Source organism: Kitasatospora sp. MBT63 (assembly GCF_000710465.2).
Lineage (GTDB): Bacteria > Actinomycetota > Actinomycetes > Streptomycetales > Streptomycetaceae > Kitasatospora.
This window is the reverse complement of record NZ_JAIZ01000248.1, coordinates 8,904-22,033: the sequence shown is the minus strand read 5'-3', so window position 1 is coordinate 22,033 and position 13,130 is coordinate 8,904. Positions and strand designations below refer to the sequence as shown.

The following is a 13,130-nucleotide window of genomic DNA, read 5'->3' as shown; positions in this document are numbered from 1 at the left end:
CGGAGCAGACCGGCCAGGCGCCGGGGCCCTGGGAGGCGAGGACCTTCTCGGCGACGTTGATCTGCTGGGCCTTGGTGGCGAGGTCGGCGCGCGGGGCGTACGAGGTGCCGCCGAAGGCGGCCCAGGTGCTGTTGGTGAACTGCAGGCCGCCGTAGAAGCCGTTGCCCGAGTTGATCGCCCAGTTGCCGGTCGACTCGCACTGCGCGACCTTGTCCCAGGTGGAGGCCGGGGCGGCGGACGCCCCGGTGGCCGTGACGAGTCCGGCCACCGGCAGGGCGATGACCGCACCCGCCATGACGACCATCCGAACGCGCTTGCGCTTGGTGGCGGTGGTGGCGGCAGCGGAAGTCTCGTTACGGAAAGTCAAAGTGAATCCTCTCGAAGTCCTCGGGGAAGGCGTGCCGCACCCGCCCCGCAAGGGGGCCCGGCCGGTCCGTCTCTACGCATGGCGGCCGGTCACGCAGGGTGCGGACCGTGCTGCCGTGGTCACCGCCTCCGCCGGTCGCGGCACGAGGCCGTCGGACGGGCGGGCACCGGCCGCAGTTCCCGTACGGGAGCGGGTGGTGCGCCAGGGGGTGAACCCGGGGAGTGCGCTGTGCACTGGTTTCGAAGCTACGGGTGCCCCGGGGGCGGCACAAGGATTTCCGAAGAAGTACCAGTTCAGCGAGGTGTTTCCGAAGGTAACGCGGCGCCCGGACCCCCGGAATCACGGGCCCGGACGCCGCTCGCCGGCGCCTTCCGAGGGCGATTTGTGGCCCCGGTCACCGGGATCCGCCTGTGAGGCCGCGCACATTGTCGACGCAGCGTGACGGTGCACCGGACGGCCGGTCAGCGGTCGGCGGGCGCCGCGATGGCCTGGGTCACACCCGGCTCGGGACCGGCTCAGGACCGGGCGGGCCCGGCGGCGGGGGAGGGATCGGAGAGGTAGCAGCGCAGCAGCCGCTTGCACTCCGCGATCAGCGCCGGATCGCCGGCCGGGTCGGTGCGGAAGGCCAGCTTGAGGACGGCGTCGGCGCACTCCAGTCCGACCCGGACGGCGAGCGGGAAGGCGGTGGGGTCGAGCAGCCCGGCGCCGATCTCCTGGATCCGCAGCGCGACGGCCGCGTTGTTGTCGAGCTCGGGGCTGAGCAGGTGCTCGTCGTCGTGCAGCCCGGCGGCGGAGCGGTCGACCAGGCCGAAGTCGAGGTGCCCGAAGCCGGGCACGGCACGCTTCATCGCCACGAACTCCTCGACGGCGAGATCCACGAACCCGGCCACGCCGGGCGGCGACTCGGCGGCGATCCGGCGGCCCAGCCGGTCGAGGTAGCGGTCCAGGTTCCGTTCCGCGAGCGCGGCGAGCAGGCTCTCCTTGCCGGAGAAGAACTGGTAGAGGGTGCCGATCGGCACCTGGGCGCGGTGCGCGACCTCCTTGGTGGTGAGCGCGGTCGCACCGACCTCGTCCAGCAGCCCGGCGCAGGCGTCCAGCAGCCGTTCGTACCGCTCCAGGCTGCGCTGCTGCACCGGCCGTCGCCGTACCGTGACCGCCTGTTCCCGCTCCCGCCCGCCCGTCTGCGCCGTCATGCGCTCACTCTGCCCCATCCGGCGCTCGAGGAGCCAATCCCTCACCTGTCGCCGCCGACGGCGGGCACCGGGCGGCCGGCCCGGCGCGCGAATGCGCCCCGGACCCCTGCGGGGAGGTCCGGGGCGGACTGCTGGCGGTGCCTAGCCGGTCGTACGGGTCGTGCCCGCGCACAGGGCCCAGATCACGAAGGCGTCGATGGCGATCAGGATGATGGCCCAGAACGGGTAGTACGGCAGCCACAGGAAGTTCGCGATCATCGCGAGTCCGGCGACCGCGACGCCGACCACCCGGGCCCAGGTCGCGCCGCTGAACAGGGCCAGGCCGGTCAGTGCCAGGACCACACCGAGGATGAGGTGGATCCAGCCCCAGCCGGTGGTGTTCATCGAGAACGAGTAGTTGCGGGTGACGACGAGGAGGTCGTCCTTGGCGATGGCGGCGATGCCCTCGAAGATCGCCATGGTGCCACCGAAGATCATCATGACGGCGGCGAAGACTGTCCACCCCGTGGCCCAGGGCCGTCCGGTGGTCTGCGCCGCGCTGGTCCCGCCGACGTTGCTGGTCATGGTCCGAGCTCCTTCGAGTGCGCTGGTCACCCGGTCGGCGACCTTGTTCGGAGGCTCCACAACCAGGGTGCCACGCCTGTCACGGACCGCCACCTAGGAGGCGGGCGGGGAGCGGTGGGTCAGGTGGTGATGGTGGCGAGGGGCTCGAGGCCGTAGGTGCGGGCGTAGCCGTTCTCGGTGCCGACGAGGAGCTCGACGACCTCGAAGTAGCGGTCCCAGAAGGGGGTTTCGCGCAGCGCGTCGATGAGGAGCCGGTAGGCGCGGTGGTCCTCGGCCTCCCACACCCAGACGTCGGTGACGCGCGCGGAGTAGAACTCGGTGTCGTAGAAGCGCGAGCGGACGCCGGTGGTCCTGGCCTCGATCACCGGCAGGACCTCGGTGGTGAAGGCGTCGACGCGCTCCTGGACGGTCAGGGCCAGCCACTCGGGTGCGGTCTTGACGAGCATGAACGCCGTGACCGGGGGCTCGGCGGTTCCGGTGGGCATCGGGGTGCCTCCAGGGTGAAGGGGGTTCAGGGGTTCGAGGGTCAGGAGAGGACGGCCGGCTTGAGGGTCCGGGCGCACCAGTCCTCGAAACCGGTGGGGGAGGCGGTGTCCAGGGTGCGCGCCACACCGGCGTCCAGGCCCTGGTCCTTGGCCCGCTTCATGTCGACGACGCCCTGGACGAAGACCTCGTTGAGGCCGTAGCCGACCAGGGTGGCGTGCATCTCCTCCAGCGGCTGGCGTTCGTAGCGCACGGGGCGGCCGAACTGCTCGGTCATGATGCGGGCCAGGTCGTTGGGGGACAGGTCCTGCGGCCCGAGGACCGGGACGCTGCCGCTGCCGGTCCACGAGCGGTCCAGCAGCAGGCGGGCGGCCGCGGCCGCGATGTCGGCGGTGGCGACGAGGGGTGCCTTGCGGTCGGCGTCGGCGGAGTCGGTGAAGACGCCCCGGTCGCGGATCGAGTCGGCCTCCTCCAGGAGGTTCTCGAAGAACGACGGGTTGGCCAGGGCCCGGTAGGCGACGCCGCTGTCGGCGATCAGGTCGTCCAGGGCCAGGGAGGCGGTGACGAGGCCGGCCCGGCCGGCGAGCGCGGTGCCGCGGCCGAGCGCGGAGACGCCGACGACATGGCCGACCCGGTGGGCGGCGAGCGCCTTCACGGCGGGCGTGCTGAAGCCGCTGTAGGCCTCGTACGGGGTCAGGGAGGCGTCCGGGGGTGCGAGCCAGAAGACGGCGTCCGCACCCTCGAAGGCCGCGTCGACGACCTCGGCGTCGCCGTGCGAGCCGGCGAACACCTCGACGCGTCCGCGTGCCTGCTGCGGGAGCCGGGCGGGGTCGCGGACGATCACGCGCAGCTCCTCGCCCGCGGCGGGGGCGGACTCCAGGAGGAGGGAGAGCAGGTGGCGGCCGATGTTCCCGGTGGGAGCGGTAATGACGATCATGAAAACCTCGTAGGTCGTGCCGGTCGGTACGTCCCTCATCCTGCGGAGGATCCCAGTGCTGCCACAATGGGAACTTCAGCACGGAATCATTGACCGGAACGGAATAATGCTGGTGAACAGCCCGGATGCGACCCTCGACGCCAATCTCGCCATCGCCCTGGACGCCCTGCTGACCGAACACAGCGTCACCCGGGCCGCCGCCCGCCTGCACACCTCGCCCGCCGCCATGAGCCGCACCCTCGCCCGTCTGCGCCGCACCCTCCAGGACCCGCTGCTGGTCAGGGCCGGGCAGAGCATGGTCCCCACCCCCCGCGCGCTGGCCCTGCGGGAGGAGGCCGCGGCCGTGGTGCGGAGCCTGCACGCCCTGCTCGGCCCCGGCACCGGCGTCGACCCCGCCACCCTGAGCAGCACCTTCACCCTCCAGGCCGCCGACCTGGTCGGCGCGGCCCTGGCCCCCGGGCTGCTGCGCCTGGCCGAGCAGGAGGCGCCCGGGGTGTCGTTCCGGCTGCTGGCCGAGGAGTTGGAGGCCGGACCCGCCCTGCGCGACGGCCGGATCGACCTGGAGGTCGGCTCGATCGACCATGTCGACCCCGAGACGAGGGTCGAGGAACTGGTCACCCTCCGCATGGTCGCGGCCGTCCGGCCCGGCCACCCGCTGACCGAGGGACCGCTGACCCCGGCCCGGCTGGCCACCGCCCGGCACGTCGCGGTCAGCCGCCGCGGCCGGTTCACCGGCCCGCTCGACACCGCCCTCGCCGAGCAGAACCTCCGCCGGCGGGTCGGCGTCGTCCTCCCCGGCCACCTGGCGGCGATGGCCCTCGCCGCCCGCAGCGACCTGGTCTGCCTGGTACCCGCCGCACCACCCGGCGCCGCCCCCTCGCCGCTCACCGGCGACGCTACCGCCCTCGGGCTGCAACTCCTGGACATCCCGCTGGAGTTGCCGCCCGTGACCATCGGCATGGCCTGGCACCCCCGCCACGCGGCCGACCGGGCCCACCACTGGCTCCGCAGCGCAGTCCGCCGCACCCTGAGCACCTCCGCAAGTCCGACCGCATGACACCCCGGCGCCGTGCTGGCGGTCAGCCGTGGGCGGCGGCGAGGCGGACGACCGTCAGATAACCGCGGCGGGGCGGGGAGCCGAGCCACAGGCCGACGGGCAGGTCGCGGCCCAGGACATCAAGCACCTCGGTGGCGGGGTGGCCGAAGAGGTCGATGCCGTCGAGGACGACCGGGGTGACGGCGGGACCGCAGGAGGCCGGCCGGGCGCGGCTGAGCACGATGCTGCGCAGCAGCGGGTCGGTGGGTTCGAGGGCGTCCCAGTCGACCTCGTCGGAGCCGATGGCGAGTTCGACGTCGTGGTGCCGCGCGGTACGGCTCCAGGTGGCGTCCAGCATCGGGACGGCCCGGGCGTCGCCGAGCGCGGCCAGCGTTCGGCCGGTGGCCCGGTCCTCCAGGCCGAAACGGAGCAGGCCGGCGCCGGCGGGCAGGACGACCCCGGTGCCGGGGATCAGTTCGAACACCGGCCGATCCTGCCGCGCCCGCCCGGGCCGGCGCAATCCGGGGGCTGTGCTCAGGCCGGGGTGTCGTACCCGGCCGCCAGCGCGCCGAGCGAGATCGGGGCGCGAGGTGCGGGCAGGGCGGCCAGCTTCCGGCGACGGGCGTGGCGGATCAGGTCCTCGGGCGTCAGGCCGGCGACGGCCGTACGGACGTGGTCGAGCAGCGCGGTCGCCGCGGCCAGGACGGCATCGTCGTCCAGCGGACGGGACTCGACCTTCATGGACGCCGCCGAGAGTTTCTGCAGGCTGCGGAACAGGTCGCCCAGGTTGATCTCCCGGATGGTCAGCGACAGGTGCACCGAGAGACCCGCGTTGCCGACCGCCTGGTGCGCGAACCCCCGCGGGATGTAGAGGACTTCACCGGCCCGGAGGGTGGTCCGCAGCACCTCGGCCGGCGGCTCGCCGTCGACCCGCCCGTGCCGCCAGTGGCCGTCCGCCGGGCCCTCGTGGACGGCCCAGGACTTGCTGCCGTTGAGCTGGAGGACCAGGACGTCGGCGTCGTCGCGGTGCAGCGGCACGCCCTGGGTGCCGGGAGGGGTCACGAAGCAGAACGCCTCGACCGCCAGCTGGAGTTCGGCGGACAGCTGCGCGAGCAGGTCACGGGTCGGGCCGTGCCACTGGTCGATCCGGCGCATCAGCAGGCTCGCGCCGTCGTCCAGCAGGGCCCGGATCTTCGTCTCGTCGGCGAACCCCCCGTACGGGACGTCGTACACCGCACGCGGCGTCAGGTAGGCGTCGGGGCCGAGCGGGTCCTCGGCGCGGGTCATCTCCACGTACGGCTCGTGCAGGTAGCCGGTGGCGAGCGCGGCATCGACGTCGGCGAGGGTGAAGGGGCTGCGCACGCCCCCGTCCGGCCGGAAGACGCCCGGCCGCCGGCGCCAGTAAGCGGTGCCGAAGCCGGTGGGGTCGCCGACCCACTGGGCGAGTGTCGGAGCGTGCACGGTTCCTCTTCCTTCTGCGTTCCGCTGGTTGGTTCCTGATCGGTCACTCACAGGCGGGGGAGCGTCCCCCGCTCGAGGCGCCGCCTGGTCTCGGCGACCCGCACCTTCCCGCTGGTCGTCACGGGCAGCCCGCCCGCGGGCAGCAGGACGGCCTCGGATACGTACAGGTCGAGGGAGTTCGCCAGGTGCCGCCGCAGCCGGGCGGCCACCTGCTCGGCCGGGGGCGTGCCGGGGCCGTCCGCGAGCTCCGCCACCAGGCACACCCGGCCGTCGGGGTCCGCGTCCGCGACGGTGAGGACCGCGCAGCGCCCGGGCCGCACCCCCGGCACCTGCTCGCAGGCCGCGAGGACGTCCGCCGGGTAGAAGTTCCTGCCGTGGTGGACCAGGACGTCATCGCCGCGCCCCACGACGAACAGGTGCCCGTCGTGGGTGAACCCCCGGTCACCGGTCGGGTGCCACCCGTCCGGGCGGTGCGCCGCGGGCCAGTAGCCGCTGAACAGCTGTGGCCCCCGCACGGCGAGGTCCCCGATGCGCGGGCCGCCCCCGGGACCGGCGGAGGTGCGGTGCACCCGTACCTCGGTGCCGGGCAGCGGCGTCCCCGAGGAGAGCAGCACGGTGGCGGGTGCCCCCGGCGCGGCCGGGACCACCTCGCCCGCGCGCAGCGCGTCGGTGCGCACGGCCAGCCGGACGGCCGGACGCTCCGGGGTGCAGGCGGTGACGGTGAGGGTGGCCTCCGCCATCCCGTAGGAGGGGCACAGGCTCCAGGGGGAGAAGCCGGCGGCGGCGAACCGTGCCGTGAACCGCTCGGCCGTGGCGGCCCGCACCACCTCGCCGGCGCTGCGCGCGACCCGCCAGGTCCGCAGGTCGAGGGTGGCCGCCTCGCGGTCGGTGACCTTGCGGGCGCACAGCTCATAGGCGAAGTCGGGTGCGCTGGACAGCGTCCCGCCGTGGGCGGTGACGGCCGACAGCCAGGCGCCCGGGCGGCGGGCGAACGCCTCGGGCGGCATCAGCACGGACCGGTAGCCGCCGAACAGCGGGCGCAGCAGCCCGGTGACCAGCCCCATGTCGTGGTGGAGCGGTACCCAGGTCACCGCCACGTCGTCCGGGCTCTCGCGGTAGACGCGCGCGGCCTGGGCACAGCTGGCGCCCAGCGCGCGGTGGCTGATGACGGCGCCCTTGGGGGTGCCGGTCGATCCCGAGGTGTACTGCAGGAAGGCGGGCGCGTCCGGGGAGACGGACCCGACGGGGTGGTCCGCCGGGTCGGCGGCGGTGTCCTCCCCGGCCGGCCCCGGCCAGGGGTGCACTCCGCCGGGTACGTCGAGGCCGCCGAGCGCGCCGCGGACCGCGTCCTGCCAGTGCGCGGTGGTGACGACCAGCGCGGGGCGGCAGTCGGAGGCGATGCCGCGCAGCCGCCGGACGAACGCCTCGGGCCGGGAGGTCGCCGGGGTGGCCGCCGGTACGGGCAGCATCCCTCGCCCGATCGCCGCCAGCAGGGCGGCGGCGAAGGACTCGTCGTTGGGCAGCACCAGGACGATCCGGTCCCCGGGGCGGACCCCGAGCGCTGCCAACCGGGAACCGAACGCGACGGCGAGGCCGTGCAGTTGGCGGTAGGTCAGGTCGCGGGCCCGGTCGCCGTCGAGACAGGTGAGGGCGGGCGTGTCGGGCCGGTACCGGGCGTGGTGGACCAGCCGGTCGAAGGCGGTGACGGGCCGCTGGGCCGGGGTCATCCGCGGCCCGGGTCCGGGGCCGTACCTGCGAGGCCGGCCAGGTCGGCACGCCGGATCTTGCCGCTGGGTGTGCGGGGCAGCGAGCCGGACGGCGTCAGGACGATCCGGGGTACGGGCAGGCCGAGGTGGCGGGCCGAGTCCTCGATGGCGGGTACCGGGTCGGGGAACGTCCCGCGCTCGCCGTGTTCCACGAAGCAGAGCGGTTCCGGGCCGCCGAGGACGGCCGCGTCGGTGACCCCGGGCAGCAGCCGGACGCCGTGTTCGAGCCGGGCGGCGGAGAGCTCCTCCGAGGTCCCGGCCCGGCCGATGACGAACAGGTAGCCGTCGGCGTCGAGCATTCCGACGTCCCCGGTGGCGTGCACCGGCGGCTCGCCCGGGTCCCGGTCGGCGGCGCGCAGCCGGATCCCGATCTCCCCGGCCTCACCCGGGGGCAGTACCCGGCCGTCGCGGGTGACCTCGATCCGGATCCCGGGCAGCGGGCGGCCGACCGAACCGGGCCGGTCCAGCCACTCCGGGGTGGTGATCTCGGTCAGGACGCTCCTCGAGGTGCCGTAGTACTCGTGCAGGACCGGCCCGAACAGGTCGATGGCCGCGCGCTTCACTGCGGGCGGGCAGGCGCCGCCGCCGTGGAAGACCACCCGGAAGCGGTGGCGTGGGGCGTGGCCCGCCGCGACCAGTTCGGTCAGCCGGTCCGGGCTGAGGAACGCGCTGTCCGCTCGGTACCGGTCGGCGAGTTCGACGAACCCGGCCGTCGACCAGGTGCGCTGGACGACGACCGGGCTGCCCGCCTGGAGCGCGTACAGGGCGGGCCCCAGGGTGCCGAGGTGGTAGGTGGGGTTGGCCATCAGGTGCGGGCCGAGCTCCGGGCCGGCGCCGTACCGCTCGGTGACCGCGACGCCCTTGTACGGCCGGGCGGGCCGGGTCCGGACGACGGCCTGCGGGACGCCGGTGGTACCGGAGGTGGCGAGGACCAGGTGCCCGGCGGCGGGCGGCGCGGCCGGGCCGGGCCCGGCGGGCGTGGTGGCCACGGCGGCGAGCAGCTCGTCGTCGCCGAGGACGGGGCAGGGCAGGGCGGGTCGGCCCGGTCCGGGCGCCGCCGCGGTGATGTGCAGCGCCCCGCCCGCCTCCGCCAGCAGGGACGGGCCTTCGGGCAGGGAGAGCAGCTGCGGGGCGATCGGGAACAGGCCGTAGCCGTACCGCAGCGCCGCGAGGGCCAGCGCGAAGAAGCGCGGCCCGGTGGGGAGGTCGGTGGACAGGACCGTGCCGTCGGCGACGCCCCGGGCCCGCAGGGCGCGGGCCAGGGCGTCCGCGCGGGCGGTCAGTTCGGCGAAGGTGCAGCTCTCGTCGTCGGCGACGACGGCCGTGCGGTCGGGGGCCGTCCGCGCGGTGGCCCACGGGTCCCAGAGGTGGGGGCGCATGGTTCCTCAGTGTTCGGGGGTCGACGGGACGGGGACGGCCTCCGCGCGGGCGGCCAGGGCGGCGGCGAGGGCGGCGAAGTCCGGGAGCCCGACGATCAGTTCGGTGTCGACCTCGATGCCCAGCAGCTCCTCCAGGCGGACGGTGAGTTCGACCGCGGTGATGGAGTCGCCGCCGAGGGCGAAGAAGTCGTCGGTCGGTTCGGCCCGTCGGCCGAACACCTCGCTCGCCGCGGCCAGGACGGCGTCGATCGGCGGGTGGGGCATGGCACCTCCAAGGGGTGGCGGTCGGATCGGACGGGAGGAACGGGCCTGCTCAGCGGGCGATCCGGTGGTCCAGCGCGAGCGCGTCGGCGGCGGCGAGCACGTCCTGCAGGACCGTGCGGGCCAGTGGCCGGCCCACCCGCTGCCCGTCGAAGCGCAGGCCGATGGTCAGGCGGTCGCGGTACTCGGCGCACCGCAGGTGCAGCGCATGGATGTCCGTGACGGCGAGGCGGCGCAGACCGTAGGCGTCGGCGGTGACCCGCAGCGGCCCGGTGTCCCGGTGGGCCGCGTAGGTGCCGTCGAACCCGCGCAGGTTCAGGTAGAGGTCGCGGCCGACCGGGACACCGTGCCGTGCCTCGGTCTCCCGGGTCAGCGCCGTGATCTCCTGCGCGGTCAGCCGCTGGTGCTTGAGCGCGTTCAGCAGCTTGGCGCGGACCTGCCCCCGTACCGCGTCGGGGTCGCCGGCGGCGTCGGTGACGACCAGCGGGCAGGAGGCGGCGAACATCCCGACCACGTCCTGGTCCCGGGAGGGCCGGGAGTCCATGGACGTCCAAAGGCCGAGCTCGGTCCTGCCGGTGCAGGACGCCAGCGCGTGGACGAAGGTGCCGACCGTCCACTGCAGCAGGCTCAGGCGGCGCTCGGCGCAGGCGCGGCGCAGGATCGCCGTGGTGCGGGCGTCCAGTTCGGCGCGGAGTGTGCCGCTCTCGCTGGCGGGCGCGCCGTCCGGACGGGTCCACGGGGCGCGGGCCAGGAACCCGAGGCGTTCGCGCCAGTCGGCCAGCGCCCGGTCCCGCTGGGCCGGGGTGGTGCCGGCCCGCTGCCGGGCGGCGGCCGCCGCGAACGAGGGGGCGCTGTCGGGGACCGGGTCGCCGCGCCGGACCGCCTCGTAGTCGCGCCAGACCTGGTGGGCGAACAGGTGGTGCGCCCGCCCGTCGAAGACCAGGTTCTGGAAGGTCGCGAGCAGGGCGTGCCGGCCCGCGTCGTACCGCAGCAGGCGGATGGTGAACGGCCGCTGCTCGCCGTACCGCCAGGGGGTGATGCAGTCGCGGGAGAGCAGGGCCGAGGCGTAGCGGGAGAACTGTGCGGGGGAGGTGGCGGCGACCTTCTGGCCCTCGACGACCTCTTCTCCCGTACCGATCGGCCGGGTCCGCTGCTCGGGGTGGGGGCCGGGGTCGGCGGGCAGTTGCAGGTGCAGGGCGTCGTGCCGGGTGACGAAGGCGCGGACGGCGGTCAGCAGGGCGTCGGTGTCGAGGTCGCCGAGGATCTCGAAGCCGTGCCGGACGTTCTTGTGGGCCCAGGCGCCGGTGCGGGTCTTGGTGTGGAACCAGTCCTGCTCGTAGGTGAACGGTACGGGGGTGCCTGGCGCGGGGGTGCCGGGAGCGGGCCGGGCGGGGGTCAGGTCAGGCACAGGTACTCCTCGCCGGTCTCCTTGAGGGCGGCGGGCGGGCCCGCTTCGACGATCCGGCCGTCGCGCATGACGATGACCTGGTCGGCGTCGTCCAGGACGGTGAGGCGGTGGGCGATGACGACGACGGTGATCCCGGCGGCCAGCAGGTCGCGCATGATCGACTCCTCCAGCGCCGGGTCGAGGGCGCTGGTCGCCTCGTCGAGGATGACGAGTTTCGGCTGCTTGGCCAGGGCGCGGGCGAGCACGATCCGCTGCCGCTGGCCGCCGGACATCCCGTGCCCGCCGGGGGCGACCAGGGTCTCGTAGCCCATCGGCATGGCCGTGATCTCGCGGTGGACGTGGGCCAGCCGGACGGCGGTCCGCAGCTCGTCCTCGCCGATGTCCTCGCTGCCGAGCAGGATGTTGTCGCGGATCGAGCCGCCGAACAGGTGGGCGTTCTGGTTGACGTAGCCGATCCGGCGCCGGTAGGTCGGCCGGTCCAGTTCGGCTAGGGGCATGCCGTCGACGGTGATGGCGCCGCCGGTGGGGACGTACAGCCCGGCCAGCAGCATGCCGAGGGTGGACTTGCCGGAGCCGGAGCGGCCGACGACGGCCACGAACTGGCCCGGCCGGATGTCCAGCCGGATGTCGGTCAGGGTGGGCCTGGGGGCGCCGGGGTAGCGGAACGAGACCCCTTCGGCGGTGATCCGGCCCGGTTCGGCGACTCCGGTGCCGATCAGCGCGCCGCGGGGTTCGGGGGCGGCCCGCAGCACGTCGTCGAGCCGGGCGAGGGTGGGCCGGACGGCGGCGAGCTGGGAGCCGGCGTCGAACATCCCCTGCAGCGGGATGAACAGGGCGATCGTCAGGGTCATGAACCCCAGTGCCTCGCCGAGCGAGTCGCGGCCGGTCAGCACCAGCCGGATGCCCGCGAGCAGGACGGCGAGCGGGGCGCCGAACTGGACCGTGCGGCTGAGGGAGGTGAACAGGGCGAGGTTGCGGCGGGCGCCGAGGCGCTTGTTGACCTCGTGGACCAGGGTGTGCGACCAGCGCTCCGCGGCCAGGCCCTCCAGGCCGCTGGACTTGAGCGAGGAGATGCTCTCCAGCATCTCGACCAGCTCCTCCTGAGCCTTGGTCTGGCGTTCCAGCACCTCCTGGCTGAGCTCGGTCTGCCGTCGCCAGGTGACCACCAGCAGACCGGCCTGGACGGCGACCAGACCGGCGACCAGGGCGGCCATCGGCGGATCCGCCAGCACCATCGCGACCAGGTAGGCGAGGACCAGCAGGCTGTCGAGCACGGCCGAGACCGCGGTCACGCTCAGCACCTGGATCAGCACGTTGCTGGCGCGGGCCCGCATCGCGAGGTCACCGGGGTTGCGCACGGTGAAGAAGTCGTAGGGCAGGTCGGCCAGGTGGTTGACGATGCCCAGGGTGAGCCGCTTCTCGATCACGGCCTGCCGCTTGGCCACCAGGACGGACCTGGCCAGCTGGAGCAGGAGGAAGAGGACCGCGACCGCGGCGAGCAGTGCCCCGGCGCCCCACAGGGTGGTGGCGGAGCCGTCGGGTACCACCCGCTCGACCAGGATCCCGGCGGTGAGCGGGAGGGCGAGCTCGAAGGCCATCAGGGCCACCGAGGCCGCGATCAGCAGGCCCAGCTCCCGGCGGCCCGGCAGGAATTGGCGCAGTCGGCGCCAGGGGCCGGCGCTCTCGGTGCCGCGGCCGGCCTTGGCGGTGCCGGCCAGCGGCGGGTCGAACTCCAGCGCCACGCCGGTGAAGGACTCCGCGACGGCCGCCCTGCTGAGCCGGCGCCGCCCGTACGCGGGGTCGACGACGTCGACGTGGTCCTGGCCGGCGCCCGCGAGGACGACGAAGTGGTTGAAGTTCCAGAACAGGATCGCGCCGGGCCGCAGCCGGCGCAGGGCGTCCAGGTCGGCGCGTACGCCGCGGCCCTTGACGCCGTACTCGCGGGCGATCTCCAGCAGGGTGCGGGCGGAGGCGCCGTTGCGGCCGGAGTCGGCGCGGGCGCGGACCGCGTCGAGGGAGACCTCGACGCCGTGCTGCCGCAGCACGGTCACCAGGGCGGCCGGGCCGCAGTCGCTGACCTGGGTCTGGAAGCAGACGGTCAGCCGCTCGGCGCCCGGGCGGCCGGGGATGCGGGTACGGGCGGCCCGCAGCCGTTCGGCGAAGCCCCGGGGGCGGCGCGGGGCGGGGGAGTGGCCGAGCACCGGCCCCAGCCCGTCGCGCCTGCGGTGGTGTTCCAGCGCCTCGGGCCGGAAGCGCGATTCACCGGTCATCGATC

General features: G+C 74.5%; 13 protein-coding genes. 1 reads left to right on the top strand and 12 read right to left on the bottom strand.

All coding sequences use genetic code 11. The features are described 5' to 3' along the window. From AA75_RS15825 to AA75_RS15805, 5 genes are all read right to left on the bottom strand, one after another. A partial coding sequence (locus tag AA75_RS15825) for a transglycosylase family protein (protein WP_304441493.1) occupies window positions 1-367 on the bottom strand: 367 nt, incomplete at its 3' end. Window positions 368-882: 515 nt separating this feature from the next. After that, the gene (locus tag AA75_RS15820; protein WP_051812508.1) at window positions 883-1,560 is read right to left on the bottom strand and encodes a TetR/AcrR family transcriptional regulator; all 678 of its coding nucleotides are present in this window, start codon (window positions 1,558-1,560) and stop codon (window positions 883-885) included. Window positions 1,561-1,701: 141 nt separating this feature from the next. Next, window positions 1,702-2,124, bottom strand: a complete 423-nt coding sequence (locus AA75_RS15815) for a hypothetical protein (RefSeq protein ID WP_033820658.1) — start codon at window positions 2,122-2,124, stop codon at window positions 1,702-1,704. Between the two features lie 119 nt (window positions 2,125-2,243). Next, window positions 2,244-2,609 carry a darcynin family protein gene (locus tag AA75_RS15810; protein ID WP_033820657.1) on the bottom strand — a complete coding sequence of 122 codons (366 nt, stop codon included), beginning with the start codon at window positions 2,607-2,609 and terminating at the stop codon, window positions 2,244-2,246. Between the two features lie 41 nt (window positions 2,610-2,650). After that, on the bottom strand, window positions 2,651-3,544 hold the full coding sequence (locus tag AA75_RS15805) for an NAD(P)H-binding protein (RefSeq protein WP_033820667.1): 894 nt from the start codon (window positions 3,542-3,544) through the stop codon (window positions 2,651-2,653). A 112-nt stretch (window positions 3,545-3,656) separates the two neighbouring features. On the opposite strand from AA75_RS15805, the gene AA75_RS15800 reads away from it, so the two are divergent. After that, the gene (locus tag AA75_RS15800; RefSeq protein ID WP_149038163.1) at window positions 3,657-4,601 is read left to right on the top strand and encodes a LysR family transcriptional regulator; all 945 of its coding nucleotides are present in this window, start codon (window positions 3,657-3,659) and stop codon (window positions 4,599-4,601) included. A 22-nt stretch (window positions 4,602-4,623) separates the two neighbouring features. Here AA75_RS15800 and AA75_RS15795 read toward each other — a convergent pair whose 3' ends face one another. The 7 genes from AA75_RS15795 to AA75_RS15765 form a co-directional block, all read right to left on the bottom strand. After that, window positions 4,624-5,064 (bottom strand): hypothetical protein, encoded by a 441-nt coding sequence (locus AA75_RS15795; RefSeq protein WP_033820656.1) that lies wholly within the window; start codon window positions 5,062-5,064, stop codon window positions 4,624-4,626. A gap of 50 nt (window positions 5,065-5,114) precedes the next feature. Beyond that, on the bottom strand, window positions 5,115-6,041 hold the full coding sequence (locus AA75_RS15790) for a cupin domain-containing protein (protein ID WP_051812506.1): 927 nt from the start codon (window positions 6,039-6,041) through the stop codon (window positions 5,115-5,117). A gap of 47 nt (window positions 6,042-6,088) precedes the next feature. Beyond that, window positions 6,089-7,768 (bottom strand): AMP-binding protein, encoded by a 1,680-nt coding sequence (locus tag AA75_RS15785; protein WP_033820655.1) that lies wholly within the window; start codon window positions 7,766-7,768, stop codon window positions 6,089-6,091. Further along, window positions 7,765-9,186, bottom strand: a complete 1,422-nt coding sequence (locus tag AA75_RS15780) for a class I adenylate-forming enzyme family protein (protein ID WP_033820654.1) — start codon at window positions 9,184-9,186, stop codon at window positions 7,765-7,767. The genes AA75_RS15785 and AA75_RS15780 overlap by 4 nt, the downstream gene beginning before the upstream one ends. Before the next feature lie 6 nt (window positions 9,187-9,192). Next, complete coding sequence (locus AA75_RS15775) at window positions 9,193-9,450, bottom strand: acyl carrier protein (RefSeq protein ID WP_033820653.1); 258 nt, start codon at window positions 9,448-9,450, stop codon at window positions 9,193-9,195. 49 nt (window positions 9,451-9,499) lie between these two features. Continuing rightward, window positions 9,500-10,855: a condensation domain-containing protein gene (locus tag AA75_RS15770; RefSeq protein ID WP_033820652.1), complete on the bottom strand. Its 1,356-nt coding sequence runs from the start codon at window positions 10,853-10,855 to the stop codon at window positions 9,500-9,502. Further along, window positions 10,843-13,130: peptidase domain-containing ABC transporter (locus AA75_RS15765; RefSeq protein WP_206743440.1), on the bottom strand; the 2,288-nt coding region annotated here is incomplete at its 5' end. The genes AA75_RS15765 and AA75_RS15770, both read right to left, overlap by 13 nt.